The sequence below is a fragment of the Streptomyces sp. NPDC107454 genome (genome assembly GCF_055582885.1).
Genome location: NZ_JBVJPA010000002.1, coordinates 254,395 through 281,177 on the forward strand (window position 1 = coordinate 254,395; position 26,783 = coordinate 281,177).

At 70.9% G+C, this 26,783-nt stretch carries 21 protein-coding genes; 9 read left to right on the top strand and 12 right to left on the bottom strand.

The window, feature by feature from the left end:
- The first annotated feature begins 65 nt into the window (after window positions 1-65).
- Complete coding sequence (locus tag ACZ69M_RS05320) at window positions 66-1,685, top strand: acyl-CoA synthetase (protein ID WP_470046795.1); 1,620 nt, start codon at window positions 66-68, stop codon at window positions 1,683-1,685.
- A 211-nt stretch (window positions 1,686-1,896) separates the two neighbouring features.
- Here the strand turns inward: ACZ69M_RS05320 and ACZ69M_RS05325 are convergent, their stop codons facing one another.
- The gene (locus tag ACZ69M_RS05325; RefSeq protein ID WP_470046797.1) at window positions 1,897-3,441 is read right to left on the bottom strand and encodes an acyl-CoA synthetase; all 1,545 of its coding nucleotides are present in this window, start codon (window positions 3,439-3,441) and stop codon (window positions 1,897-1,899) included.
- Window positions 3,442-3,626: 185 nt separating this feature from the next.
- On the opposite strand from ACZ69M_RS05325, the gene ACZ69M_RS05330 reads away from it, so the two are divergent.
- Complete coding sequence (locus ACZ69M_RS05330) at window positions 3,627-6,050, top strand: penicillin acylase family protein (RefSeq protein ID WP_470046799.1); 2,424 nt, start codon at window positions 3,627-3,629, stop codon at window positions 6,048-6,050.
- 63 nt (window positions 6,051-6,113) lie between these two features.
- Here ACZ69M_RS05330 and ACZ69M_RS05335 read toward each other — a convergent pair whose 3' ends face one another.
- From ACZ69M_RS05335 to ACZ69M_RS05360, 6 genes are all read right to left on the bottom strand, one after another.
- On the bottom strand, window positions 6,114-7,664 hold the full coding sequence (locus ACZ69M_RS05335) for an acyl-CoA synthetase (RefSeq protein WP_470046801.1): 1,551 nt from the start codon (window positions 7,662-7,664) through the stop codon (window positions 6,114-6,116).
- Window positions 7,661-8,773, bottom strand: coding sequence for an NAD(P)H-dependent flavin oxidoreductase (locus tag ACZ69M_RS05340; protein WP_470046803.1), 1,113 nt, complete (start codon window positions 8,771-8,773; stop codon window positions 7,661-7,663). The genes ACZ69M_RS05335 and ACZ69M_RS05340 overlap by 4 nt, the downstream gene beginning before the upstream one ends.
- A 129-nt stretch (window positions 8,774-8,902) precedes the next feature.
- Entirely contained in the window at window positions 8,903-10,462 is a 1,560-nt protein-coding gene (locus ACZ69M_RS05345) for a phytoene desaturase family protein (protein ID WP_470046805.1), read from the bottom strand.
- 183 nt (window positions 10,463-10,645) lie between these two features.
- Entirely contained in the window at window positions 10,646-12,922 is a 2,277-nt protein-coding gene (locus ACZ69M_RS05350) for a serine/threonine-protein kinase (RefSeq protein WP_470046807.1), read from the bottom strand.
- Between the two features lie 62 nt (window positions 12,923-12,984).
- Window positions 12,985-13,878 (bottom strand): oxygenase MpaB family protein, encoded by an 894-nt coding sequence (locus ACZ69M_RS05355; RefSeq protein ID WP_470046809.1) that lies wholly within the window; start codon window positions 13,876-13,878, stop codon window positions 12,985-12,987.
- A gap of 833 nt (window positions 13,879-14,711) precedes the next feature.
- A complete protein-coding gene (locus ACZ69M_RS05360; RefSeq protein WP_470046811.1) occupies window positions 14,712-15,380 on the bottom strand; it encodes an NAD(P)-dependent oxidoreductase in 669 nt (222 codons plus the stop codon).
- A gap of 700 nt (window positions 15,381-16,080) precedes the next feature.
- Here ACZ69M_RS05360 and ACZ69M_RS05365 point away from each other — a divergent pair.
- The gene (locus ACZ69M_RS05365) at window positions 16,081-16,896 is read left to right on the top strand and encodes an MBL fold metallo-hydrolase (RefSeq protein WP_470046813.1); all 816 of its coding nucleotides are present in this window, start codon (window positions 16,081-16,083) and stop codon (window positions 16,894-16,896) included.
- 18 nt (window positions 16,897-16,914) lie between these two features.
- On the opposite strand, the gene ACZ69M_RS05370 is transcribed toward ACZ69M_RS05365, so the two are convergent.
- Entirely contained in the window at window positions 16,915-17,193 is a 279-nt protein-coding gene (locus tag ACZ69M_RS05370) for a hypothetical protein (protein ID WP_470046815.1), read from the bottom strand.
- Window positions 17,187-17,429, bottom strand: a complete 243-nt coding sequence (locus tag ACZ69M_RS05375) for a hypothetical protein (RefSeq protein WP_470046817.1) — start codon at window positions 17,427-17,429, stop codon at window positions 17,187-17,189. Before ACZ69M_RS05375 ends, ACZ69M_RS05370 begins: the two co-directional genes overlap by 7 nt.
- 177 nt (window positions 17,430-17,606) lie before the next feature.
- Between ACZ69M_RS05375 and ACZ69M_RS05380 the strand changes: the two genes are divergently transcribed.
- Entirely contained in the window at window positions 17,607-18,392 is a 786-nt protein-coding gene (locus ACZ69M_RS05380) for an MBL fold metallo-hydrolase (RefSeq protein ID WP_470046818.1), read from the top strand.
- 292 nt (window positions 18,393-18,684) lie between these two features.
- Here the strand turns inward: ACZ69M_RS05380 and ACZ69M_RS05385 are convergent, their stop codons facing one another.
- Window positions 18,685-19,296: a TetR/AcrR family transcriptional regulator C-terminal domain-containing protein gene (locus ACZ69M_RS05385; RefSeq protein WP_470046820.1), complete on the bottom strand. Its 612-nt coding sequence runs from the start codon at window positions 19,294-19,296 to the stop codon at window positions 18,685-18,687.
- A 468-nt stretch (window positions 19,297-19,764) separates the two neighbouring features.
- Complete coding sequence (locus ACZ69M_RS05390) at window positions 19,765-20,460, bottom strand: TetR/AcrR family transcriptional regulator C-terminal domain-containing protein (RefSeq protein WP_470046821.1); 696 nt, start codon at window positions 20,458-20,460, stop codon at window positions 19,765-19,767.
- A 159-nt stretch (window positions 20,461-20,619) separates the two neighbouring features.
- On the opposite strand from ACZ69M_RS05390, the gene ACZ69M_RS05395 reads away from it, so the two are divergent.
- The 5 genes from ACZ69M_RS05395 (at window position 20,620) to ACZ69M_RS05415 (ending at window position 25,121) form a co-directional block, all read left to right on the top strand.
- Window positions 20,620-21,612, top strand: a complete 993-nt coding sequence (locus ACZ69M_RS05395) for a quinone oxidoreductase family protein (protein ID WP_470046822.1) — start codon at window positions 20,620-20,622, stop codon at window positions 21,610-21,612.
- A 165-nt stretch (window positions 21,613-21,777) separates the two neighbouring features.
- Window positions 21,778-22,296, top strand: a complete 519-nt coding sequence (locus tag ACZ69M_RS05400) for a VOC family protein (protein ID WP_470046824.1) — start codon at window positions 21,778-21,780, stop codon at window positions 22,294-22,296.
- A 25-nt stretch (window positions 22,297-22,321) separates the two neighbouring features.
- On the top strand, window positions 22,322-22,837 hold the full coding sequence (locus ACZ69M_RS05405) for a carboxymuconolactone decarboxylase family protein (RefSeq protein ID WP_470046826.1): 516 nt from the start codon (window positions 22,322-22,324) through the stop codon (window positions 22,835-22,837).
- A gap of 56 nt (window positions 22,838-22,893) precedes the next feature.
- Window positions 22,894-23,994, top strand: coding sequence for an MBL fold metallo-hydrolase (locus ACZ69M_RS05410; RefSeq protein WP_470046828.1), 1,101 nt, complete (start codon window positions 22,894-22,896; stop codon window positions 23,992-23,994).
- A gap of 167 nt (window positions 23,995-24,161) precedes the next feature.
- Window positions 24,162-25,121 (top strand): LysR family transcriptional regulator, encoded by a 960-nt coding sequence (locus ACZ69M_RS05415; RefSeq protein WP_470046830.1) that lies wholly within the window; start codon window positions 24,162-24,164, stop codon window positions 25,119-25,121.
- 38 nt (window positions 25,122-25,159) lie between these two features.
- On the opposite strand, the gene ACZ69M_RS05420 is transcribed toward ACZ69M_RS05415, so the two are convergent.
- A complete protein-coding gene (locus tag ACZ69M_RS05420; RefSeq protein WP_470046832.1) occupies window positions 25,160-26,593 on the bottom strand; it encodes an aminopeptidase P family protein in 1,434 nt (477 codons plus the stop codon).
- Between the last annotated feature and the right edge of the window lie 190 nt (window positions 26,594-26,783).

The window sequence follows — 26,783 nt, forward strand, 5'->3', positions numbered from 1 at the left end:
CGGGCTTTGCTCTGATGGCCGTCGAGCCGAGGGGCGGGACCGGACGCACGACGTCAGGAGGAGCGGTGGAGTACAACCTTGCCGATCTGTTCGAGTCGGTCGTCGACGTGGTTCCGGGCCGCGAGGCCCTCGTGTACATCGACCATCCGGGCACGGGCGCGGAGCGCCGTCTGACGTACGCGCAACTCGACGCGGCGGCGAATCGCGTCGCCCATCACCTGATCGACAGCGGCATCCGCCCCGGCGAGCACCTCGGACTGCACCTCTACAACGGCGTCGAGTACGTGCAGACCGTGCTGGGCTGCCTGAAGGCACGGATCGTGCCGGTCAACGTCAACTACCGTTACGTGGAAGAGGAGTTGGTCTACCTCTACCGGGACGCGGATCTGGTCGCGCTGGTCTTCGACGCGGAGTTCACCGACCGGGTGGCGGCGGCACTGCCGCGGGCCTCGGCGCTGCGGCATCTCCTGCGGGTGGGGAGCGCGGCGACCGACGGGGCCTCCCTGCCCGCCCTGGACTTCGCCGAGGCCGAGGCCGCCGGATCCCCCGAACGGGGATTCCCGCCGCGCTCGGCGGACGACCAGTTCATCATCTACACCGGCGGCACCACCGGCATGCCCAAGGGTGTGATGTGGCGCCAGGAGGACCTGTTCTTCTCCGGGCTGGGCGGCGGAGCCCCGACGGGCGAGCCGGTCAGCAAGCCGGAGGAGCTCGCCGAGCGGGTGGCGGCCGGCGGCGAGGGCATCACCTTCTTCCCCACTCCCCCGCTGATGCACGGCACCTCGACCCTGACGGCGTTCATCGGGTTCAACTTCGGACAACGGGTCGTGATCCACCGCAAGTTCGTGCCCGAAGAGGTCCTGCGGACGGTGGCGAAGGAGAAGGTCACCAGCATGTCGCTGGTCGGCGACGCGATGCTGCGCCCGCTGATCGACGCACTGCGGGGGCCGATGAAGGGCACGGACTGCTCCTCGATGTTCAGCGTGTCCTCGTCCGGCGCGATCATGTCGGAGACGGTGCGTGAGCAGTTCCAGTCACTGGTCCCGAACGTGATGCTGCTCAACAACTACGGCTCCTCGGAGTCCGGCTTCAACGGCACCGCGACCGCGGACTCGGGGGCCGGACAGGGTTTCCGGCTGCGGGTCAACTCCCGTACGCAGGTGGTGGATCCGGCCACGTACAAGCCGGTCGCCGTCGGTGAACCCGGCCGGGTCGCACAGCGCGGCCATGTGCCCCTCGGCTACTACAACGACCCGAAGAAGACCGCCGAGACCTTCTTCCAGAAGGACGGCGAGCGGTGGGTGCTGCTCGGCGACATGGCGACGGTCGACGAGGAGGGCATCGTCACCGTCCTCGGCCGCGGCTCCCAGTGCATCAACACCGGTGGCGAGAAGGTCTATCCGGAGGAGGTCGAGCAGGCCCTGAAGTCCCATCCGGACGTGTACGACGCGCTGGTCGCCGGGGTGCCGGACGAGAAGTGGGGCAACCACGTGGCGGCGGTCGTCCAGCTCCGCGAGGGCGCGGGCAGGCCCTCGCTGGAGGACATCCAGACCCACTGCCGGGGTCACCTGGCCGGCTACAAGATCCCCCGCCAGCTCGTCATCACCGACACCATCCAGCGCTCGCCCAGCGGCAAGGCGGACTACCGGTGGGCGCGCTCGGTGGCGACGGAGGCGACCCGCTGACGCATGCCGCGCAACCCGCGGCGGCCGTCGCGACCGACTGCCACGGCCTCGGCACCAGGTGGCCCGCGATCGACGTGCGGACGCGTTCAAGCGGAGCGGGGCGAGGAACAGCGCTCCGTGGAAGCCCAGGTCGGGGAGAGCGCCCACACCGGGCCCGTCCCGGGGCGAGCGGTCGCACACGACGGTCGTCGGCCGGCTCCGCCAGGGCGCCCTACCCCTGGGCGGTTTCGGCCCGTGCGTCCGCGAAGCGGTCCCTCAGCTCGCGTTTGAGGATCTTCCCGCTGGCGTTGCGTGGCAGTGCGTCCACGAAGACGACCTGCTTGGGTGCCTTGAAGGCGGCGAGCTTCTCGCGTGCGTGGGCGAGGAGTTCGGCCTCGGTGACCTCGCTGCGGGCGACCACGACCGCCGTGACCGCCTCGATCCACCGCTCGTCCGGGAGCCCGACCACGGCCACCTCGGCGACGGCGTCGTGCGTGTAGAGCGCGTCCTCGACCTGGCGCGAGGCGACCAGCACGCCACCGGAGTTGATGACGTCCTTCACCCGGTCGACGACGGTGAAGTAGCCCTCGTCGTCGCGCACGGCGAGGTCCCCGGAGTGGAACCAGCCGTCACGGAAGGCCTCCGCGGTCTCCTCCGGCTTGTCCCAGTAGCCCTCGCACAACTGCGGTGAGCGGTAGACGATTTCGCCCCGCTCCCCGTCGGGCACGTCCGTGCCCGACTCGTCGACGACCCGCGCCTCGACGAACAGCACCGGCCGCCCGCACGAGTCCATCCGCCCCTTGTGCTCGTGGGGTCCCAGGACCATGGCCAGGGGTCCGATCTCGCTCTGGCCGAAGCAGTTGTAGAACGCCAGCTTCGGCAGCCGCTCCCGCAGCCGTTCCAGAACCGGCACCGGCATGATCGACGCCCCGTAGTACGCCTTGCGCAGCCCGCTCAGGTCACGGGTGGCGAAGTCGGGCCGGTTGGACAGTCCGATCCATACGGTGGGCGGCGCGAACAGGCTGTCCGCGTGACCGGCCTCGACCAGGTCGAGGATCTGCCCGGCGTCGGGCGCGTCGAGGATGACGTTCACGGCGCCGACCGCGAGATAGGGCAGCAGGAACACATGCATCTGCGCCGAGTGGTAGAGCGGCAGCGAGTGCACGGGCAGATCGCCGGCCTGCAGATCGAGGGCGGTGATCGCGCTGAGGTACTCGTGCACCAGCGCACGGTGGGTCAGCATGGCGCCCTTGGGCAGCGCGGTGGTGCCCGAGGTGTAGAGGAGTTGCGTCAGGTCCTCGCCGCGGGGCTCCGGTCCGTCGTACGGCGTGGTCGTGTCGAGCCGCGCGAGCAGCGAGCCGTCGCTGTCGCGCAGGGCGAGAACGCGGGTTCCCTCGGGGAGGTTCCCGGCCAGGTCCGGGTCGGCCAGGACCAGTCCGCAGCCGGCCTGTCCGACGATGTACGCGAGGTCGTCACCGGTCAGGTTCTGGTTGACCGGCACGTGCACAAGGCCGCCGCGCGCACACGCGAGGAAGCCGATCAGGTACGCGTCCGAGTTGTGGCCGTAGGCGCCGACTCGGTCGCCCGGTACCAGTCCCGAGGAGCGCAGCACCTGGGCGGCGCGCGAGACGGCCTCGTCGAGTTCGGCGTAGGTCCAGCACCGGTCGCGGTAGTGGATCGCGACGCGTTCGGGGGTCCGCCGGGCGCTGCGCCGCAGCACCCCGTCGACCGTGACGCTCCGTCCCGCCGCCACCGTGGGGTTGTGACCCGCCGTCATGACCTGCTCCTTCGTCCGACTGCTGTGCCGCGATCCTCGTTCCGGCCCGCGAACGGGGTCAAGCGTCCCGCGCCCTTGGCGCGAAGAGGATCAACCCCGCCGTGGAACGTACTGACACCAGGTCACACGTCTGTGGCTGTTGTTACGCTCAACCGCCCCTTCCCTCAATGATGTCGGGAGGCACGATGCGCATCCGCCCCAGACGGTTCGCTGTCCTGGCCGTAGCCCTGCTCACCGCCTCGGCCGCGCTGCCCGCGACCGCCGCGAACGGCCAGGAGCGTCAGCACTCTCCGTCCCACCCGTCCGCCGGCGGTCTGTCCGCCGTGATCCGCTACACCGAGTACGGCATTCCGCACATCCTCGCGAAGAACTACGCGGACCTCGGCTTCGGCACCGGCTGGGCGCAGGCCGCCGACCAGGTGTGCACCCTCGCCGACGGGTTCGTGACCGTACGCGGCGAACGCTCCCGCTTCTTCGGTCCAGACGCGGAGCCGGACGGTTCGCTGTCCTCGGCGGCCGAGAACCTCTCCAGCGACCTCTATTTCCGCGGCGTACGTGCGACGGGCACCGTCGAGAAACTGCTCGCGGTGCCCGCCCCACGAGGTCCGAGCCGCGATTCCAAGGATCTTATGCGGGGCTGGGCGGTCGGCTACAACGCCTGGCTCGCCCAGAACCGGATCACCGATCCGGCCTGCCGGGGCGCCTCCTGGGTCCGGCCCGTGACCGCGGTGGACGTGGCCGCGCGTACCTTCGCGCTGGCGGTGCTCGGCGGTCAGGGCCGCGCGGTCGACGGCATCACGGCCGCGCAGCCGCCCGCGACGGCCGCCGCGCGTACGGCCGTCGGGACACCCGACGCGCGCGGTGCCGCGCGCGCCGCCCAAAAACTCTTCGACACAGCCGACATGGGGTCCAACGCGGTCGCCTTCAGCGGTGCCACCACGGCGAACGGCCGCGGGCTGCTGCTCGGCAACCCGCATTACCCGTGGCAGGGCGGCCGTCGTTTCTGGCAGTCGCAGCAGACGATTCCCGGCGAGCTGAACGTGGCGGGCGGCGCGCTGCTCGGCTCCACCACGGTCTCCATCGGGCACAACGCACGGCTCGCCTGGAGCCATACCGTCGCCACCGGCGTCACGCTCAACCTCCATCAGCTGACGCTGGATCCGGCCGACCCGACGACGTACCTGGTGGACGGGCAGCCGGAGCGGATGACGAGGCGGACCGTCACCGTCGAGGCGCGGGTCGGCCCGCCCGTCACCCGCACCCAGTGGTGGACCCGCTACGGCCCGGTCGTCACCTCGCTCGGCGCGGGACTCCCGCTGCCCTGGACGTCCACGACGGCGTACGCCCTCAACGACCCCAACGCCGAGAACCTGCGCGCCCCCGACACCGCCCTCGGCTTCGGCCGGGCGCGCGGCACGGCCGACGTCCTCACGACGCTGAGGCGCACACAGGGGCTGCCCTGGATCAACACGGTCGCCGCCGACTCGGGCGGGCACTCGCTGTTCACGCAGTCGCAGGTGCTTCCGCGGATCACCGACGAGTTGGCGCGGCGCTGCTCGACGGCGCTCGGCAAGGCCCTCTATCCGTCGTCCGGTATCGCGGTCCTCGACGGCTCCCGCGGCGACTGCGCGCTGGGCAGCGACCGCGACGCCGTACAGCCCGGGATCTTCGGGCCCGCGAGCATGCCGGTCCTCAAGGACGCGCCGTACGCGGAGAACTCCAACGACAGTGCCTGGCTGGCCAATACGGACCGGCCGCTCACCGGGTACGAACGGGTCTTCGGACCGGTCGGCTCGCAGCTGTCGACCCGTGCGCGCGGCGCGAAGGCGGACGTGTCCGCGATGGCCGCGAGGGGGGAGCTGACCGTACGGGACCTGCAAGCGCAGCAGTTCGCGAACCGGGCGACCTCGGGGGACCTCATCGCCGACGACACGGCCCGTGCCTGTGCCGCGCTGCCCGGTGGGACGGCGACGGGCAGCGACGGCAAGGCCGTCGACGTGAGCGAGGCGTGCGGTGTGCTGAAGGCGTGGGACCGCTCCATGAGGACCGGCAGCCGGGGCGCACTGCTCTTCGACCGGTTCTGGCGGCGGCTGAGCGCCGTGACCGCGCCCGCGCAGCTCTGGAAGGTCCCGTTCTCGGCGGCGGACCCCGTGCGCACGCCGAACACGCTCAACACGCGGGCGCCCGGCGTGGCCACGGCCCTCGCCGACGCGGTGAGCGAGCTGCGGGCGGCGGGCATCGCGCTGGACGCGACGCTCGGCGCGCACCAGGTCGTCGTCCGGGGCGGTCAGCGCATCCCCGTGCCGGGCGGCACGGAGTCGCTCGGTGTGTGGAACAAGGTCGAGCCGGTGTGGGACGCGGCGGCAGGCGGCTACACCGAGGTCACCACGGGGTCCTCGTACATCCAGGCCGTCGGATGGGACGGCGGCCGCTGCCCGGTCGCCCGCACGCTGCTGACCTACTCCCAGTCGTCGAACCAGGACTCGCCGCACTTCAGCGACCAGACGCGGCTGTTCTCCGAGGGGAAGTGGGTCACCTCCCGGTTCTGTGAGAAGGACATCCTGTCCTCGCCCGGGCTGCGGGTGATCCGCGTGGGCGAGCACCGCTGACGGCAGCGGGGTGGTCCCTGCCCGCACGGGCGGGGGCCACCTCGGTCACAGCCCGCTCCGCTGTCACACCGCTCGCGTACGGCCCTCCCAGTAGGGATCCCGCAGGCGCCGCTTGTACAGCTTCCCGTTCGGGTCGCGCGGCATCGACTCGATGAAGTCGACGCTCTTGGGGCGCTTGTACCCGGCGAGCAGGCGCTCGCAGTGGCGCAGGACGTCGGCGGCGAGGTCCGGGCCGGGCTCGTGGCCCGGAGCGGGCTCGACGACGGCCTTGACCTCCTCGCCCCAGTCGTCGTGCGGGATGCCGAAGGCGGCCGCGTCGGCGACGGCGGGGTGGGAGAGCAGCGCGGCCTCGATCTCGGCCGGGTAGATGTTGACCCCACCCGAGATGATCATGTCGATCTTGCGGTCACGGAGGAAGAGATAGCCGTCCTCGTCGAGACATCCCAGGTCACCGACGGTGAAGAAGTCGCCGATGCGGTTCTTCTTCGTCTTGCTCTCGTCCTTGTGGTACGAGAATCCGCCGGTGCTCATCTTCATGTAGACGGTGCCGAGTTCACCGGGCGGCAGCCGGTTGCCGTCGTCGTCGAAGACGGCGAGTTCGCTGATGGGCCAGGCCTTGCCGACCGTGCCGGGCTTCTTCAGCCAGTCCTCGGTGGTGGCGAAGGCGCCGCCGCCCTCACTGGCCGCGTAGTACTCCTCGACGCTGTGGCCCCACCACTCGATCATGGCCCGTTTCACATGGTCGGGGCACGGGGCGGCGCCGTGGATGGCGTGCCGCATCGAGGTGACGTCGTAGCGCGCCTTCACCTCGTCGGGGAGGGCCAGCAGCCGGTGGAACTGGGTCGGGACCATATGGGTGTGGGTGCAGGCGTGGGCGTCGATGACGCGGAGCATCTCCTCGGGCGTCCACTTGTCCATCAGCACCAGGCGGTGCCCGATGTGCAGGGAGGCGCCTGCGAACTGGAGTACGGCGGTGTGGTAGAGCGGCGAGCAGACCAGGTGCACGTTGTCGTCGTACGGCCTGATGCCGAAGATGCCGAGGAAGCCGCCGAGGTAGGACTCCTCGGGGAGCTTGCCGGGCAGCGGGCGCCGGATGCCGCGGGGGCGGCCCGTGGTGCCCGAGGTGTAGTTCATGACCCAGCCGAGGGTGCGGTCGGCGGGCGCCGAGTCGGGCTGTGCGTCGAGGAGTTCGGCGTACGGCCGGAAGCCCGCCACCGTGCCCACCGCGTACCGCTGCGCGGCGGGAAGCTTCGCCTCGTCGGCGGCGTGGCGGGCGGCGTCGGCGAACCGTTCGTGGGCGATCAGCACCTTGGCGCCCGAGTCGGAGACGATCCAGGCGATCTCGGGGCCGACGAGGTGGTGGTTGACCGGCACCAGGTAGAGGCCCGCCTGGGAGGCGGCGAGGTAGGCGACGAAGAACTCGACGCCGTTGGGCAGGACGACCGCGAAGGCGTCGCCCCGTTCGAGTCCCGCGGCGCGCAGACCGTGGACGAGTCGATTGGCCGCGGCATGCAGCCGGCCCGCGGTCCACTCGTCCCCGTCCGGGGTGACGAGGACCGTCCGTCCGGGGTCGGCGGTGGCCTGGGCCCAGAAGCCGTTGGGTGAGGTGCTCATGACGGTTCGCCCCTTCCCGCGATCCGGTTGACGCGCTCGACGGCCCGCTCGAAGCCGCTCGTCAGGTCGTCGAAGACGGCCTGGACAGTGCGCTCGCTGTTCATCCGGCCGACGATCTGCCCGACCGGCGTCCCGAGCAGCGGTTCCACCTCGTACTTCTGGATCCGGGAGACCGCCTCGGCCACCAGCAGCCCCTGAAGCGGCATGGGGAGTGTGCCGGGGCCGTTCGGGTCGTCCCAGGCGTCGGTCCACTCGGTGCGCAACTGGCGCGCGGGCTTGCCGGTCAGCGCGCGCGAGCGGACGGTGTCTGCGGACCCGGCGGCGAGCAGCTTGCGGGTCACGGCGGGCGCGTGCATGTCCGCTTCCGTGACGGTCAGCCACAGGGAGCCGAGCCACACCCCCTGGGCACCGAGGCTGAAGGCGGCGGCCACCTGCTGTCCGCTGCCGATGCCGCCCGCCGCCAGTACGGGCAGCGGGTCGACGGCGTCGACGACTTCGGGGGTGAGCACCATCGAGGCGATCTCGCCGGTGTGGCCGCCCGCCTCGTAGCCCTGCGCGACGACGACGTCGATGCCCGCCTCGGCGTGTTTGCGCGCGTGCCGGGCGCTGCCCGCGAGGGCCGCGACGAGGACCCCGCGCTCGTGGGCGCGTTCGACGACGTCGGCGGGTGGTGAGCCCAGCGCGTTGGCGAGCAGTTTGATCGGATAGTCGAAGGCGACGTCGAGCTGGGTGCGGGCGACCTGTTCCATCCAGCCGGTGATGCGCCAGCCGGACGTCTCGCCCTCGGCGAGTTCGGGCACGCCGTACTTGGCGAGGGTGTCCTTGACGTACTGCCGGTGCCCCTCCGGGATCATCGCCTCGACGTCGGCCTCCGTCACCCCCTCGACCTTCTTCGCGGGCATGACGACGTCCAGGCCGTACGGTTTGCCGTCGACGTTCGCCTCGATCCAGTCGAGGTCGCGTTTGAGGTCGTCGGGTGCGGTGTAGCGGACCGCGCCGAGCACACCGAATCCGCCCGCGCGACTGATGGCCGCGGCGACGGCGGGAAACGGCGTGAAGCCGAAAATGGCGTGCTCGACTCCCAGTTTCTTGCTCAGCTCCGTCTGCATGGCCGCAGAATGCCGCAGTCCTCCGGACGAGGGAAGGCCTTTTCTGATGCTCCGTCAGATTTCTGGCCAGTCCCTCGACGGGGTTCCAGGATTCGCGCCGCGCGGGCGGCACACGACCGACCGGCGGAGCTAGTCGTTCGCCCCCTCCAGTACGGCCATGGCCGCGTTGTGCCCGGGCACCCCGCTCACGCCGCCGCCGCGCACCGCGCCCGCCCCGCACAGCAGGACGTTCGCGTGCCGGGTCTCGACGCCCCAGCGGCCCGTGCCCTCCTGGGCGTACGGGAAGGCGAGATCGCGGTGGAAGATGTTGCCACCGGGCAGCCGCAGGTCGCGCTCCAGGTCGAGCGGGGTCTTCGCCTCGATGCAGGGGCGGCCGTCCGCGTCGGTGGCCAGGCAGTCGGCGAGCGGCTCCGCGAGGTGCGCCTCCAGCTGCGCCAGCGTCGACTTCAGCAGCTCCGCCCGTACGGCGTCGTTGTCCCGCTCGAACAGCCGGGCGGGTGTGTGGAGGCCGAAGAGGGTGAGGGTCTGATAGCCCTGCTCGACCAGGTCCTGGCCGAGGATGCTCGGGTCGGTGAGGGAGTGGCAGTAGATCTCGGAGGGCGGCGCGGTGGGCAGCTCGCCGGACGCGGCCTGCGCGTGGGCGGTCGCCAACTGCTCGTAGCCCTCGGCGATGTGGAAGGTTCCGGAGAACGCCTCACGCACGTCGACCGAGGTGTCGCGCAACCTCGGCAGCCGCTTGAGCAGCATGTTGACCTTCAGCTGGGCGCCCTCGGCGGGGGTGGGCGGTTCGTCGCCGGTGAGGTGCGCGAGCTCCTGCGGCGAGGCGTTCACCAGGACGTGCCGGGCCGTCACGACGCCCTCGCCGTCCGTGGTCCGGTAGGCGACCTCGGCGGCCCGCCCGTCGGTCTCGATGCGCATCACCTCATGCCCGGTGGCGATCACGGCGCCCGCCCCGCGCGCCGCCGCGGCGATCGCGTCGGTGAGGGCGCCCATGCCGCCGACCGGCACGTCCCAGGCGCCGGTGCCGCCGCCGATCACGTGGTACAGGAAGCAGCGGTTCTGGCGCAGGGACGGGTCGTGGGCGTCCGCGAAGGTCCCGATGAGCGCGTCGGTGAGAACGACACCGCGTACGAGGTCGTCGGCGAAGTTCTCCTCCACGGCGACACCGACCGGCTCCTCGAAGAGGACCCGCCAGGCCTCCTCGTCGTCGATGCGGGCGCGGAGTTCCTCGCGGGTGGGAAGCGGTTCGGTGAGTGTCGGGAAGACCTGCTGGGCGACCTGGCCGGTCATGCCGTAGAAGCGCTGCCAGGCCTCGTACTCGCGGTCCGAGCCGGTCAGCCGCGCGAAGGCCTCGCGGGTGCGACGCTCGCCACCGCCGACGAGCAGGCCGGTGGGCCGTCCGCCGCGTTCGACGGGCGTGTACGAGGACACCGTGCGGCCACGCACGCGGAAGTCGAGGCTCAGATCCCGCACGATCTTCCGGGGCAGCAGACTGACCAGGTAGGAGTAGCGCGACAGCCGGGCGTCGACTCCGGCGAACGGCCGGGTGGACACGGCGGCGCCGCCGGTGCTCCCCAGGCGCTCGAGCACCAGCACGGACCGGCCGGCCCGGGCCAGGTAGGCGGCGGCGACGAGTCCGTTGTGGCCCCCGCCGACGATCACGACGTCGTATCCCTCGTGTGCAGGCATGGTTCTTCGTAGCACGCGATGATCTAGAACGGCCAGAGGTACGCGGCACCCGGCGGGCGTCCGGACGGGGCACGAGCGCGGGCAGCCGCCCCGGCGTGGCCTTCGGCACGGTCGGCCACGGCACCGCCGTATGGCCGGTGCCGCCCCTCGGACAGGGCGAGCACACCCCCGCACGGGCGCCTCTCAGCCTCCCCGTGCCGCCCGCTGCTGGCGCAACGCGGCCACTCTGCGGTACAGCTCCACCGCCTCCTGGCCCCGGCCCAGTTGCTCCAGGCAGTGTGCCTCGTCGTTGCGGCTGGCCAGGGCGTCGGGGTGGTCGACGCCGAGAACGTGTTCGCGGGCGGTGGCGACGCCCCGGTACTCGGTGAGGGCGTCGGACCAGCGGCCCAGCCAGCCGAGGCCGACCGCGACCTCGCGGCGGCTGACGAGGGTGTCCGGGTGGTCGGGGCCGAGCACGCGCTCGCGGATGGCCCACACGTCGCGGGACTCGGCGAGCGCCTCCTCCCAGCGCCCCATCCGGCCCAGGTTGACGCCGAGGCCGTGCCGGGCTCGGAGTGTCTCGGGGTGAGCGGGGCCGTGCACCCGGGTGCGGTCGTCGATCAGGTCCCGGTACAGCTCCAGGGCCTGCGCGCTGCGGCCGAGCCGGCCGAGGCTGATGCCGACCTCGTAGCGGGCGGAGAGAGTGTCCGGGTGGTCGGGGCCGAGGGCCTGAGCCCGTGCCTCGGCCACTTCCCGGTAGGTCTGCAAGGCCTCCGGCCAGTGGCCCAACTGACCGAGGGCGTAAGCGACTTCGTACCGTGTCACGAGCGTGTCGGGGTGGTTCGCACCGAGCACCCGGGTCCGCGCGGCGGCGACCTCGCTCGCCATCCGGTACGAGTCCTCCAAGCGGCCCAGCCTGCTCAGGTTGAAGGCCAGGTTGTGGCGGCAGCGCAGGGTGTCGGGATGGTCGGGGCCCATGGCACGCTCCCGGACGGCGAGCACCGCGGTGTACGTCTGGTGTGCCTCGAAGTGACGGCCCAACTGGCCCAGTACGTACGCCATTTCCTGACGCGCGGCCAGGGTGTCAGGATGGTCGGGGCCGAGCGCCCGCTCCCTGCCCCGGGCGACCCGCGCGTACTCGCGCAGCGCTTCGGCGGCGCGTCCGGTGCGGCTGAGGGTGAAGCCGACCTCGTAGCGGCTGGCGAGGGTGTCGGGGTGGTCGGGGCCGAGGACGTGCTCGCGTTCGGCCGCGACCGCGCGGTGCACCTCGCCCGCCTCGGTCCATCGGCCGAGCCTCCCGAGGCTCAGTCCGGCGTTGTGCCGGCCCGTCAGGGTGGTGAGCAACTCCGGTGAGGGAGTCGGGCGTTCGACGCGCTCCGGCACCTCCGGCGCGGACGTGCCCGGGCGCGCCGTCCATTCGCCGGTCAGGCCCGCCGCCGCGTCCGGCGGGGTGGCGCTCAGTCCGGCTCCGGTCGCCTTGTGGCCGGTGGTCATGCCCCGGGTCCAGGAGGGCAGCCGGGGTTCACGCGAGGAAGAGGGTGCGGGAGCCCTCGTCGACGGCTCCAGCATGCGCCGCTCGTCGGCGGGACGGCCGATCGCGGGGGACACGACCGTCGGGACGTACACCGGAGTCGTACGCCCCGTGCCGATCCGCCGGCCGAGCTCGCGCGCGTCCTGCGGGCGGCTCTCCGGCTCCTTGGCCAGCAGATCCAGGATGATCCGCTCGAAGTACTCGGGGAGCTCGGCGCGGTGGTGGCGCGGCGGCTCGGGAGGCGTGTCACGGTGGCCGACGAGGATCGCCCACGCGTCGTCCAGGTCGAACGGCGGTGCCCCGGTGGCGATTTCGTAGAGCACACATCCGAAGGAGTACAGATCACTGCGCTGGTCGACCTGGGCACCGCTGATCTGCTCCGGCGACATGTAGTGCGGGGTGCCCATGGCGATGCCGGTGCCGGTCAGCCGGGCCGTGAAGCCGATGTCGTGGCCGAGGCGCGCGATGCCGAAGTCGCAGATCTTCACCGTGCCGTCGGCCAGCCGCATGATGTTGGCGGGCTTCAGGTCGCGGTGCACGATGCCCTGTTGGTGGGTGTAGGCGAGGGCCCCGGACACCTGGTCGGCGATGTCGACGACATCGGCGACGGGGAGGGGATGCTGCTTGTTGTCCTCCAGGAGCTGGCTGAGGTTGCGGCCCTCCAGCAGCTCCATGACCAGGTACAGCACACCCTCCGACTCGCCGAAGTCGTGCACCACGGTCACCCCGCGGTGCTGCAGCGCGGCGGCCACCCGGGCCTCGCGCCGGAATCTCTCCCGCAGCACTCGGGTGAACGACTGATCGTGGTGCGGGCCGAGCGGTTTGAGGCACTTCACGGCCACCTGCCGCCCCAGCGACTCGTCGCGGGCGCGCCACACCTCACCCATACCTCCCCGCCCGATCAGATCGAGCAGTCGGTACCGGCTCTGGATCAGCCTGGTCTCCGCCATCTCGTGCGATCGCCCCCGTCGCTGCTCGCCGCGCCCTCCCCTGGCCCGTCCAGTATGGCGAGTTATCTGCCGACTTTGTACGGCGCCGGTCGGGAGCCGGGGCCGAGCCGCGCCATGGCCCGCAGAATGTGTTTGGGCGGGAGTTGCCAGCGAAGACGTGCGGGAACGCAGCGCAGCGCGGTGCCCGTGACACGCAGGCGCCGGGTCACCGTCGAGGGTGCCGGTGCGGGTCGGCCGTACAGTTCGTGGGCGTACGGCGGCAGGGCGGCGTACGCCAGATGCGCCACGCGCCGCCACAGCAGGGCGCGCGCCGGGACGAGCAGCGGGTGAGCCGGCGGGCGCGACAGGAAGTCGTCCACGTCCCGCGCCTCGGGCCCGGCGGCGAGCTCCGGCAGCACCTTCTCGAAGTAGGCGGCCAGCTCCGCCCGATTCGCCGGTACGCCGGTGGGGTCGAGGCCGACCAGGCGTGCGCCGACCCGGTGTTCGTCGATGTACCGGTCGGCGTGCGCGTCCGTCATCGGGAACCCCGAGCGGCGCAGGACGTGCAGATAGGAGTCGATCTCGGCGCAGTGCACCCACAGCAGCAGCTCCGGCTCGTCGATCCGGTACCGCTCCCCCGTGTCCGGGTCGGTGGCCTTGAGCAGGGTGTGGATCTTCCGGACCCGGGCACCGGCCTGCTCGGCGGCCTCGGTGGTGCCGTACGTCGCCGTGCCGACGAAGTTCGCGGTGCGCATGAGCCGGCCCCAGGCGTCGCGCCGGAAGTCGGAGTTCTGCAGGACGCCCCGGACCGCGCGGGGGTGCAGGGCCTGGAGGTAGAGCGCGCGGATCCCGGCGACCCACATCATGGGATCACCGTGCATCTGCCAGGTCACCGAGGCGGGACCGAACAGACCCTGGTCACCTGTGCGAAGCGCGTCCACCCTGTCAGTGTGACTCCTGGAGCTGCGGGAAACCATGCCGCACCCCGACCGGAGTGGGCCGCCGCCCACCCACCCGGCGGGAAGGGTGTTCCTGGTTCAGGCCTCGGCGACGACGAGGAGCCCGTCGATCGTGCCGGCCGGACGCTAGGATCCGGTTTTCGCGACCACCCGCCATACTCCGGGGCCAGGGACACCTGGTTGAAGTAGTTGCCCCTGTTGTCCGGCAGGAGGGCAACAGCGGGACCGAGCGCACCTCCGTCGGCCGGCGGGACGGAAATTGGCCGACGAGTCGTCCCTCCACCAGGGTGGGACACTGCTGAACCGGGGCACGGTGCCGCCACCACCGAAGTGCGGCCACGGAGGGAAAGTCTGCGCCACGGCTCGCCCTCGCTCATTGCACCCGCCCTATGCGGGAGCCAGCAGACGGCCGGTCAGTACGCGGACCGCCTTGATTGGAGTGCCCGGTGGTCCACGGCGTGGTGTTCGGGGCGGACGTTGATCGGCCCTGCCGTCAGGAGCAGTACCGGCAGCTCGGCAGTCACGGTCCCGATGACCTCATGGCCCGCAACGAGCTCCATCACGCAGGGGACTTCGCGTCACTGACCGGCCCGCCGGCCCAAGGCAAGAGACGCATCGTCAACACCCTCCCGGACGGAGCCGAACCCAGAGCTCGCGACTGGTTCGCTTCGGGCACAGCGCATCCGTGAACCACCCCGGACCCCGTCCCTCGCAACCGCCTGGCTACGACGCGACCTCAGCCGCCGCATGGTCGAAGCCCCTCTCGCGTGACGGTCCCGGGGTGTCCCTCCCCGCACTCGATCGGCAGGGATTCCCACCGGCCGCGCGTAACGACCCCGTGAACGCCCCTCTCAGGCCGCGTGTTCCTGCGGCTTCCACCCCTTCGCGGTCGTGACCAGCACCCGCTGCCCGGCGAGGTCGCGGTCGCCGACGATCTCGACGAGGGCGCGCGCGACGTTCGCGAACGGGAGGGTGGGCAGGCCCGGGACCTTGGCGACCCGATCGAGGCGCTTGACCGTGGCGGCGGGGGCGGCGGGGGCCTCCTTGAGGTTGACCGGGTGGACGATCGTCCAGTTCAGGCCGCTCACGGGCAGCCCCTTCTCCGAGAGCTCCTTGTCCTTGAAGATCGCGGCGACGACCGTGCGGTAGACCAGCCGCGCGAGAAACGACGCCTTCGCCGCCGTGGCCCCGACCCCGAACGCGGAGACGAGCACGAACCTCTCGACACCGGCGTCCTGCGCCGCGGCGGTGACGACCGGCAGGGTGCGCTGCATCAGGTCGACGGGTTTCTTCGCGCGCAGGGCGACCCCGACGGCCGAGATCACGGCGTCGCTGCCGGCGAATGCCTTCGCCATCGCGGCCCGGTCGTCGAGGGAACCCCGCACGACGGTCAGCCCCGACCGCGGCTGCATCGCGTCGGGGTTGCGGACGTAGGCCACGACCTCGTGCCCCTGGGACAGCCCCTCTTTCACCACGTGTGAGCCGATGTTGCCGGTGGCACCAAGTACGACGATCTTCATGATTCTTCCCCTGCTTCGGAGGACCCACTCGGTCCATTTGCTTCGAATTCGACGCATTAGCCTGCAACGGCTGCTCGATCAGCAGGTGCGCGACGAGGGCCAGCCTGCGCATGACCGATCGCTCCGACCTCGCTCGACCCTGGGCAGACTTACGCCATAAGCATTCTGCCGCGACCACCTTACGGCATAAGTCATCGGCTTTGGGCCGGAGCCCCTCCCCACCGCCACGGCACGCGAAGACCGCAACGTCGACACCCGCGCGATGTGGGGTATCCGCCCGCCGGCTGCAGCTCCCGGCGGCGGGTTGCTCCTCCGGCCCTCCCGGACCGACCGGCCCTGGCGGCCTCTTCCTGCGGCGCTGCGGATTCGGTTCCGAAAGGGGTCGCGGCCATCCGGCCGGACGGATACGTCGGCCGACGGTCGACCGGTGCGGCGATCACTGCCGACGAGGAGCTCACGGAAGGGATCAAGCAGATCATCGGCCACGGTGAGCACCGGCAGTACATCATTTACATCGTCCGGCCGGTTGCTTGAGCGAGGAAGGCGAGGGAGAGGCGTGGAGATAGACGTCAAACGGCGTAGACCGGGCGTAGCAGCTGTGCTGCGAGGACTTCGGGCACCCGGCCTCGCCCCCTGGACACACCTGTACGAGCCACCGGCGCCGCTTCAGCCGGGGATGCCGCACAGCGTATTCCTCGGCGTGTCCACGATCCTGATCGGCGACGGTGACACCGCGATCCTCACCGACGGGTTCTTCAGCCGTCCCGGACTGTTGCGCGTGCGGTTCGGCCGGGTGCGACCGGACCGCGCTCGCATCACCGCGGCCCTGCGCCGGGCCGGTATCGATCGCCTCGACGCCGTGTTCGTCGTCCACTCGCACTACGACCACGCCCTGGACGCCCCCGAGGTGGCCGCGGCCACCGGCGCCCGTCTCATCGGCTCCGCCTCGACCCGCAACATCGCCGCCGGGCACGGCTTCCCCGAGGATCGTTTCCAACTGGTCGTCACCGGCGAGCCGTTCACGATCGGGCGCTTCACACTCACCGCCCTGCCCGCCCGGCACAGCCCGGGCGACCTGGCCCCCGGCCGGATCGACCGCCCCCTGAGCCCTCCGGCCCGCGCCACGGACTACCGGACCGGCGACTGCTACAGCCTCCACGTCCGCCACGGCGAACGCGAACTCCTCGTCCACGCCAGCGCCCACAGCCTGCCCGGCGCTCTCGACGGCCGCCGCGCCGACACCGTGTACCTGGGGATCGGCGCGCTCGGCAAGCAGGGCGAGGCATTCCGGGAGGAGTACTGGGACCGGCTGGTCGCGAGTACGGGCGCCCGGCGCGTCGTGCCCGTTCACTGGGACGACTTCACCCGCCCCCTCGACCGGCCACTGCGACCCTTCCCCGCCTTCTTCGACGACTTCACGGCCACCATGAGCTTCCTGACCCGCAAGGCCGAGCGCACGGGAGTCGCCCTGGCCCTGCCCGTGGTGGGTCAACGGGCCGACCCCTGGCCGTCCTGACCCGGACGCTTGGATGGCTCAACCCGCCGGGCCGACGCGGCGGCGCACCCCGTAGACGAAGAGTTCCGGCCCGAACTCCCTCTCGGCCTCGTGATCACAGAACGCCGGGTCGGCCGCCACGGCGGGCAACCCGCTCTTGACGAGGTCCCGCTCCCGGCCGGCGACGACACCCAGGATGGCGCCGGCACAGGTCGGCGCCGAGCCGACCGCACGGGCGAGGGTCCCGATCAGGAAGGCGATGAAGGCCCGCAGGACGTGCACGGCGGCGGCCCCCTCCATGCCTGCCCGGGTCAGCACGCGCGGCGCGGCCTCGAGAACGGCACGGCGGCGGGGGCGTTCAGACGCCGGGGCAGAACCGGGGCCGCGGAGTGCGGACACTTCAGGGCGGCGACGCGGAAGGCGCGGAAGAGCCCGCGCAGTCCGTCCCGCCCGGACATGGCGTGCACGTCGGGGATCTCGATGCCCTGCGGAATCGCGTCCGCCATGACGTCGAGCACATCGGTCTTGTCGTCGACGAGGTGGTACAGCGACATGGTCCGCACCCCGAGCGGAGAACCGTCCCGTCTGCGGTGGGCGCATTGACAGGACTTATATCGTAAGTCTATCTTGAGGGAAGGTGAACATACGCCGTAAGTGTCGGTCGGCGTCCACGCACGACCGCGGCCGGGCTGGCAGCAGCCCCCGCCCTCACACCTCCAAGGACACCCACCATGAAAGTCCGCCACCTCAACTGCGGCACCATGCAGCCGCCCGGCGCCCGCCTCGTCTGCCACGTCCTGCTGATCGAGACGGCGAACGGCCTGGTCCTCGTCGACTCCGGCTACGGCCTCGACGACATCGCCGACCCCAAGCGGCGCGTCGGACCGGCACGCCACTTCGTCCGGCCGGTGTTCGACCCCGACGAGACCGCCGCCCGGCAGGTCGAGAAGTTCGGATTCCGGCGGGACGACGTCCGCCACATCGTGCTCACCCACTTCGACGCCGACCACATCGGCGGCCTCTCCGACTTCCCTCACGCCCAGGTCCACCTCACCGCGGACGAGGCGCGCGGAGCCGTCCACTCCCCCTCCTGGCGGGAGCGGATCCGCTACAGCTCGGCGCAGTGGGCACACGGCCCAAAGCTCGTCGAGCACCGTCCCGACGGCGAGAAGTGGCGCGGGTTCGCAGCGGCCAAGGAACTCGACGCGATCGCTCCCGGCATCGTCCTGATCGCTCTCCCCGGCCACACGCGCGGCCACGCCGCGGTGGCGGTCGACGCCGGTACGCGCTGGGTGCTGCACGCCGGTGACGCCTTCTACCACCACGGCACCCTCGACGGCCGCTCCCCCGTCCCCGTCTCCCTGCGCGGCATGGAGACCGCCGTCGGCTTCGACCTGAAGAAGGTCCGCGACAACCACGCCCGCCTCGCCGAGCTGTACCGGCGCGCCGATCCCGAACTCACGATCATCAGCGCCCACGACCCGATCCTGTACGAGAAGGCGCGCACGAGCGCGTAGCGAGGCGGAACCGGCGTGATGAGCGTGCCCCCGCTGTCGGCAGCACCCACACTTCGCCGGCCTCGGCGGCGATCCGGCGCCGCGCGAAACGCAGGCCGTCCACCGGCGCCTCGCTGGAGACGGACCGTATGGACACCACTCCCGGGAAGAAGCCGCCGGCCCGTTCAACCCAGCCGCCCGTACACCGCCGGGAGCCGAAGCCGTACGACGCGGCTCCCGGCGGGTCGGGCGATGGGCCAGGCACGTCCGGGCGGTCCGTGCCGCGGGTGAGGACGGCTCGGGCCCACCAGGGTTACGAAGGTGCTGCGGCTCGGCGGCGGACCGCGTCGAGGAGAAGCTCCAGGCCGAACTCCATCTCCGCTACGTGGTCGATCACGGCCAGTTCGGCTGCCGCGGCGGCCACGGCGGACAGCCCGCTGTCGACGAGTTCCTGCTCGCGCATGGCGATCACACCCGGGATGGCGCCCGCGTACGTCGGCGCGAACCCCACCTCTCGCGAGAGCGTCCCGATCAGGAAGGCGATGAAGGCCCGCAGGACATGCACGGCGTCGGCGCCTTCCAGGCCGGCGCGGTTCAGGAAACGCAGCGCGGACTCCACCACCGGCATGGCTGCGGGCGCGTTCAGGCGCCGGGTCAGCACCAGGGACGCGGAACGGGGATACTCCAGGGCGGCGGCACGGAAGGAGTATGCGATCGCTCGCAGCCCGTCCTCCCACGGCGTCTCGTCGGCCTCGGGGATCCGGATCCCTCTCAGGATCACGTCCGCCATGGCGTCCAGCACGTCGGCCTTGTCGTCGACATGGTTGTACAGCGACATGGTCCGCACCCCCACCGCCGCCGCGATCTTGTGGAGCGACAGCTTCTCCATGCCCTCCGTCTCAGCCACCACCAAGGCCTGACGCACAATCTCCTCCCTGGTCAGTGGCCCACGGCGGGTCATCCTCTGCGCCATCACCCATCCCTTCGATCAGCGGTGCACACCTGCGCCACGTATCAACTTATCTCATAAGTTTCAAGCGCCATGAGGAATACACGACACGTCAGGACCTGGAAAGCACCCAGAACCGCCGCCCGCGTCAGCGCAAGCACGGCGGTCCGGTCATCGACGGCGTCACATCCAGGGGCGACCGCGACGACCTGCACGAGGAAGCGGGACGCAAGCTCGCCGGCGGCGCACTCGACAGGGCGGAGCGACGCATCGGGAACCAGGACGAGGACCGGGCGGGTCGCGAGGGGCCGAAACAACGCGTTGGGCTCGCCCGCCGGCCCGGTACCGCACACATGGGGCAGCAGAGCCGGGCGGCTCTCCGCACGTGCTGCCGCCTTCCACCTCCTGACGCCCGCACGTCCCCGGCGCCACCTGCGGGCGGGGTCACGGGCACGTCCCTCCCGGACCCCCGTCGTACGGCACCCCCACCCGCACCGCCAGACCGGCGATGAGCAGTTCGATACCGTGCTCGAACTCGGCCTGGTGATCACTGACCGCGAGATAGGGGGCGGCGGCGGACAGGAGGGGATCACCCACGGCGGACATCTCGTCGACCCGCCGCTGGACCTGGTCCGGTTCGACCGCGCCCTCGGTGATGGCCGAGCCCAGTTCCCTCATGATCATGCCGACGATGAAACCGGCGAAACTCCGCACCACGTGAACGAGTTCCTGTGGTGGGAGACCGAGTTCGGGAAATCCGGCCAGGGCGCAACGGACGTTTTCCAGGGCCGCCGGTGACTGCGTGGGCCGGGTGAGAACCAGAGTGAACGCCTTGGGACGTCGCAGAGCCGCGGCCCGGAAGGCGGCAGCGTGCGCTCGAGCACGCTCCTGCCAGGTTCCCGCGTCGGCGCCGGACAGGTCCACCCCACCCAGCAGCGCCTCCGCGACACCGTCCAGCAGGGCGTCCTTGTTCGGTACATGGTTGTAGAGCGACATCACTTCGACGCCCAGTTCACCCGCGAGTTTCCGCAGGGAGAAGGAGTCCGGGCCGTCCCGGTCGATCGCCGCGAGGGCTGCGTCGATGACCTTGTCCCGCGTCAGACCGAGCCGCCTGCCCCGTCCGCTGCCCCGGACCTTCATCCAGTCGCCCTTCCTGCCCTTGACACAACTTATTCCATAAGTCTAGCTTGAGGAAACGGCGTACATACACCGTAAGTATTGAGGGCTCGTTACCTGCGCATCACCGGGCGAGCGCACTCCCCTTCCCCGTCTTTTCCACGTCGTAACGGAGAACCACTGATGACCAGCACCATGCGGGCGCTCATGGGCGGCGCCGGACCCGAGTGGGACGTCCGGGACGTCGGCGTACCGACACCGGGACCGGGACAGATCCGCGTCCGCGTTCGGGCCGCCGCCGTCAACAGGGCGGACCTCTACATGCTGCAGGGCACCTACAACCCCCGGGCGAAGACGAGCGACCTGTTCACCGCCGGCCTCGAATTCGCCGGCGAGGTCGACGCTGTCGGCGCCGGCGTGCGCCACCGAGCCGTCGGCGACCGGGTCATGGGCGTCACCCTGGGCGCCTTCGCCCCTTACGCCCTGGTCGACCACCGACATGTGATCGCGGCGCCGGAGTGCCTGTCGTGGACCGAGTCCGCGGCCCTGCCGGTGGCGCTGGCGACCGAGCACGACGCCCTCACCCAGGGCGGATTCGGCCTGAAGCAGAGCGTCCTCGTCGTCGGCGCCACCTCGTCGGTCGGCCTGATCGGCGTACAGCTGGCCAAAGCGCTCGGCGCGTCCCAGGTCATCGCGACCACCACCTCCGACAGCAAGGCCGATGCCCTGAAATCCGTCGGCGCGGACGTCGTCGTCAACACGGCGTCCGAGAAACTCGCCGAGGCCGTGGCCGGCGCCACCGGCGGCGCCGGGGCGGACCTCACCCTCGACCACGTGGGCGGGCAGCTCTTCGCCGACACCTTCCTGGCCACGCGCGTCGGCGGCACCGTGGTCAATGTCGGGCGACTGGCCGGGGCCGAGTCCACCATCGACCTCAACCAGCTGTCGTTCCGCCGCCTGCGCGTTCTCGGTACGACCTTCAGCGTGCGCACGCCCGACGAACTCGCCGACGCCTGCGCCGCCCTCGCCACCGATGTCGTACCCGCCGTGAAGGAAGGCCGGGTCCGAGCCGTCGTCGACCGCGTCTTCGCCTTCGACGACGCCAAGGCGGCGGCGGACCACATGCGTTCCGACACGGCCACGGGAAAGATCGTGCTGGAGATGCCGGTGCCATGACGCACACCTTCACCCCGCCCGCCGGCCTCGGCCGGCTGCGGGATCACAGGATCGCCGTCGACGGCGGCCTCACGGCACTGAGCCCGCTGTCCGTCGCATCCGCGTCGGCGGAATGACATCACGCGCACACAGCACTTCCCCGCGGAGACAGGAAAGAGTCACCTCATGAGCCGCATCTTCGGACAGGTCGCCCAGATCGGGTATGTCGTCCGCGACCTGCACGCCGCGATGGACTTCTGGGTCGCCCAGGGCGTCGGTCCCTGGTACTACCAGGACCCGGTGCAGACGGACTGGTTCACGTACCGGGGCGCCGACTCCGGCATGCGGATGGCCGCGGCGATCGCCAACTCGGGTGCTGTGCAGATCGAGTTGATCCAGCCGCTCAACGACGAGCCCTCCCTCTACAAGGACTTCCTGGACGCCGGGCACGAGGGTGCGCAGCATGTCGCCTACTGGACCGACGACTACCAGGAGCTCTACGACCGCGCCCTGTCCCTCGGCTACACCGTCGCCCAGGAGGGTGCCATCCAGGGCGGCCGCTTCGCCTACCTCGACACCGAGACGCTCCCCGGCACGGTCATCGAGATCTCCGACATCGGCGGCGCCAAGGGCGAACTCTTCGCGGCGCTGCGGGAGATGGCGGCCCGGTGGGACGGCACCAACCCCATCAACCAGGTCGGCTGACACCGCCGTACGAAGGAGAGAACCGATGAGCATGGAATACCCCGACCTGGCCGCGCTCCCCGCCGACCTGCAGAAGGTCGCCGCCGAGCGGTCCGGCGTCAACATCTACCGCATGGTGTTCCACTCGCCTGCCCTGGCTCCCGCCTTCCTGCAGATGGCCGACGCGATCTTCCAGGGAGCCCTGCCGCACCCCTCGCGCGAACTCGCCATCCTCCGGGTCGGGCACGCCTACCGGGCGCCGTACGAGATCCACCACCACGAGAACATCGGCCGGCTCCTCGGGCTCGACGAGGCCGGCATCGCCGCCGCCAGCACCGGTTCGGCCGAGGGGCTGTCCGCGGAGCAGGCGGCGCTCCTCGCCCTGACCGACCGGCTGCTGGAGCAGCACACCCTGACCGAGGCCGAGCGCGCCGAGGCGCTCTCCTTCCTCACCGCCGGGCAGCTCTCCGACCTGGTCCTCACGGTCGGCTTCTACCAGTTGGTCTGCACCTTCCTCAACACCTTCGGCGTGACGACCGAGGGCGAGAAGGCCCCCTACTGAAGGCCCTCCTCAAAGGCGCTCCGCACAGCCCCCGCTCACATCCTCCGGGAGGATCGATGAAGCTCGCCTGGCAGGACTCCGATGTCCTCGGCATGCCCACCCTGGGCACCCGCGTCACCGCCTTCGACGGCCTGACCGAGGTACCTGGCGGCTACGGCGCAAAACTCGCCTGGGCCCGCGATCAGGCCAAGGCCTTCCGCGCCGAGTTCGCCGCGACCGGTACCCCGGACAGCGTCACGACCTGCGACCTGATCACGCTGCCGTACCCGACCAAGTTCGGCCTGTTCCGGGCCAGTCGGGCGATCGCACCGTTCGTGTCGATCACCAACCGCATGCTGGTGGTGCGGTGGACGGAGAGCGACGGACGGAAACGGGTGCTGCTGTTCGAGCCCAGCGATCACGAACTGGGCCAGAACACGCCGTACTTCGCCGCACTGATCCGGCGCACCCCGAAGCCGGTGCAGTCGCTGCTCACCACCGAACACGGCACGGTCCTGAGCCACTTGGCCCGCCTCGGCATCAAGCCGGAGGACGTCGACTACCTGCTCTTCGACCACCTGCACACCCAGGACCTACGCCGCTGGGTGGGCACCACCAGCCCCCAGTCCGACCTCGGCGGCGTCGTACAGCCCGCCTTCCCCAACGCCAAGGTCATCGTGCAGCGCCACGAGCTGCTCGCCATGTCCCAGTTGCACCCGCTGCAACAGCCCTGGTACCAGCCGCAGACCTACCAAGACGTACGGCCGGAGGCGTTCCTCCCCGCCGACGGTTCCCTGATCCTCGGCCCCGGCGTCGCCGTGATCGAGACCCCGGGGCACGTACTCGGCAACCAGACCATCGTCCTCAACACCTCCACCGGCATCTGGGCGAGCAGCGAGAACGTCATCGCAACCGAGTGCCTGACCCCCGAGCACTCCCGCATGCCGGGCATCGCCCGCTGGGCCCGCACCTGGGGCCAGGAGGTCGTCCTCAACGCCAACACCATCGAGACGACTGCCGAGCAGTACAACTCTCTGATCGTCGAGAAGACGCTGGTGGACCGCTCCCAGGCCGACCCCAGGTTCGTGCAGTTCTTCCCCTCCAGCGAACTGACCGCCTCCTGGGCCAACCCGGGAACGTCGCCCACTTTCACCCACAGGGCGATCGCACACTCGTGAGGGGGCCGGCCGAAAGCCGGACGAGGACGGCGGCGCCCGTGCACGCCTGCGGCACTTTCACGTGCGGACCTGATGTCGATGCCCGTCTGCCGACCCCGCGATGAACCACCGCTAGAGTCGGCCGGTGACCGCGGACGGCAGGAGCGTCGAGACGAGGAGCCCGGACGATGGACCTGGAGCTTCGGCATCTACGAACCTTGTGTGCGATCGCCGACGCCGGGAGTCTGGGGCGAGCCGCGGCGCTCCTGAAGTACTCGCAGCCGGCGATGAGCACCCAACTGCGGCGGATCGAGCGGCTCTTCGGTGACGACTTGTTCGTGCGTACCGCGTCGGGAGTGGAGCCGACCCGGTACGGCCTTGAGATCCTGACTCAGGCGCGCGACATTCTGGCCCGTGCGGATGCCATCAGACGTCGCCCGGCGGGGGACGGCGTCGGAGCACCCCGGGTCCTGCGCCTTGCGGCGACCAACTCGCCCATCCTGTCCGGCATGGTCGGCCGTATACGCAGCCGGAGGCCTGATCTCGCCCTGACGGTGAGCAGCGTCTACCCGTCGTCGGAGATAGTCGAGCACTTGGAGAACGGCGAGCTGGATGCCGCGATCGCCGCGGACTACCCCGGAATGGAACTTCGGCACTCCGCGGCCGTGGCGCATCGCGAGATCGTCAACGAACCCGCGTTCGTAGCCCTGCCCGCCGGTCACCGGCTCAAGCACCGCATGGAGGTCCCCCTCGCCGAACTCGCCGACGAGGCCTGGTTCCTGACCCCCGACGACGGTGCCGGCTGGCCGGGAGTGTTCTACGCGGCCTGCGCGGCAGCCGGGTTCACGCCCGCGGCCGTCCATGAGTACCTCGGTGACCGGCTCCAGCTCCAGGACATGATCGCCGAGGGACTCGGGGTCTCCATCGTGCAGGCTACGACCCGGCCGAACCAGAGCGTGATCGTCAAACCGCTGACCGGCACACCGATGTGGACCCGCTATCTGCTCGCATGGCGCCGCGATCAGGTCCCGGAGGACATCGCGGAGACACTGTTCAGCTCCGCGCACGCGTCCTACCGCGACCTCATCACGCGATCGACGCACTTCCAGGCGTGGGCGGCGCAGACGTTCCGTCTTCCGCGGTCCTAGGACCAGTTACGGCGGCGCCCGCGCCCTGGGGCGCAGGGTCAGGCCAGGAGCTCGCCCATCCACGTCTCGATCGCCGACGCGGTGCGCGGCAGCGCCGACGACATGAGGCGGGCGCCGTCCTGCGTGACGACCAGATCGTCCTCGATGCGCACGCCGACGCCGCGCAGCTCCGGCGGCAGCGTCAGGTCGTCCGGCTGGAGATACAGGCCCGGTTCGACGGTCAGGACGTGGCCCGCCTCCAGAACGCCGCCCAGGTACTGCTCGGCACGGGCGGCGGCGCAGTCGTGGACGTCCATGCCCAGCATGTGGCCGCTGCTGCACCACGTGTAGCGACGGAACAGACCGCTCTCGGGCTCAAGGGCCTCGTCAGGCGTCACCGGGAGCAGGCCCCAGGAGTGCAGCCCCTCGGCGATGACCCGCATCGCAGCGAGGTGGAAGTCACGAAAGCGCGCGCCCGGCCGGACCGCCGCGATACCGGCGTCCTGCGCGGCGAGCACGAGGTCGTAGAGGTCGCGCTGCGCGGCGGTGAAGGTGCCGCTCACCGGAAGGGTGCGCGTGATGTCGGCGGTGTAGAGCGTGTCCGACTCGACGCCGGCGTCGAGCAGCAGCAGGTCACCGGGACGGACCGGACCGTCGTTGGCGATCCAGTGCAGTACGCACGCGTGTGCTCCGGCGGCGGCGATCGTCTCGTAGCCGAGGCCGTTGCCCTCGAGGCGGGCACGCAGGCCGAAGACTCCCTCGACCCAGCGTTCACCGCGCGGATGGCGGACGGCCTCGGGCAGCGCGCGCACGACATCGGTGAATCCGGCCGCCGTGGCGTCCACCGCGATCTGCAGCTGCTCGACCTCCCACTCGTCCTTGACCAGGCGCATCTCGGACAGGAAGGAGACGAATTCGAGGTCGGCCTCTTCGCGGCCGGTGCTGTCGACGAGCGCGTCGATCTCCGGGTCGACGCCGCGCAGCAGGCGGGTCGGCCGCGCGCCGCTCAGCCGGGCGGGCACGTCGTCGAGGCCCTGGGTCGCCACGCCGAGCAGTGCGGAGGCCTCCTCGAGAGTGGCGCGGCGGCCGACCCAGATCTCACCGTAGCGGCGGTCGCGGTAGAACTCCCCGGTGTCGCGCGGAGATCGCGGGCGGACGTGCAGCACCGCCTCGTGACCAGAGGCGGTCGGTTCGAGGATCAGGACGCTGCCCGGCTCGGTCCCACCCGTCAGGTACGAGAACGCGGTGTGCGGCCGGAACCGGTAGTCGCAGTCGTTGCTGCGCACCTTGAGGACGCCTGAGGGAACGACGAGTCGTTCGCCGGGGAAGCGCGCGGACAGCCGGTCGCGCCGTTTGGCCGCCCACGGTGCGATCGACTGCGGGGGCGGATCGGCGCGCGGCGAAGACTCCCAGTTCCCCATGAGGAACTCGGCGAGCGCTGAGGAGACCGGAAGGTCGTGCGAACCGGTGTGGACCGGCTTCTTGGTCGTCATACCGGGATCGTAGGGAGCAGGGGGCCGCCCCGCCCCATACCGTCTTTCCGCCGCACGCATAACACGAGGCACAGACCTGCTCGGCGTTCCGCTCCGACCGTCAACTGCCTCTGAGGGCACGGATGTTATGGCCCGCCCCTCCACAGTCGTATCCCTCGGTCCGTTGTCGTTGGCCCCTGCGAGTGGGACG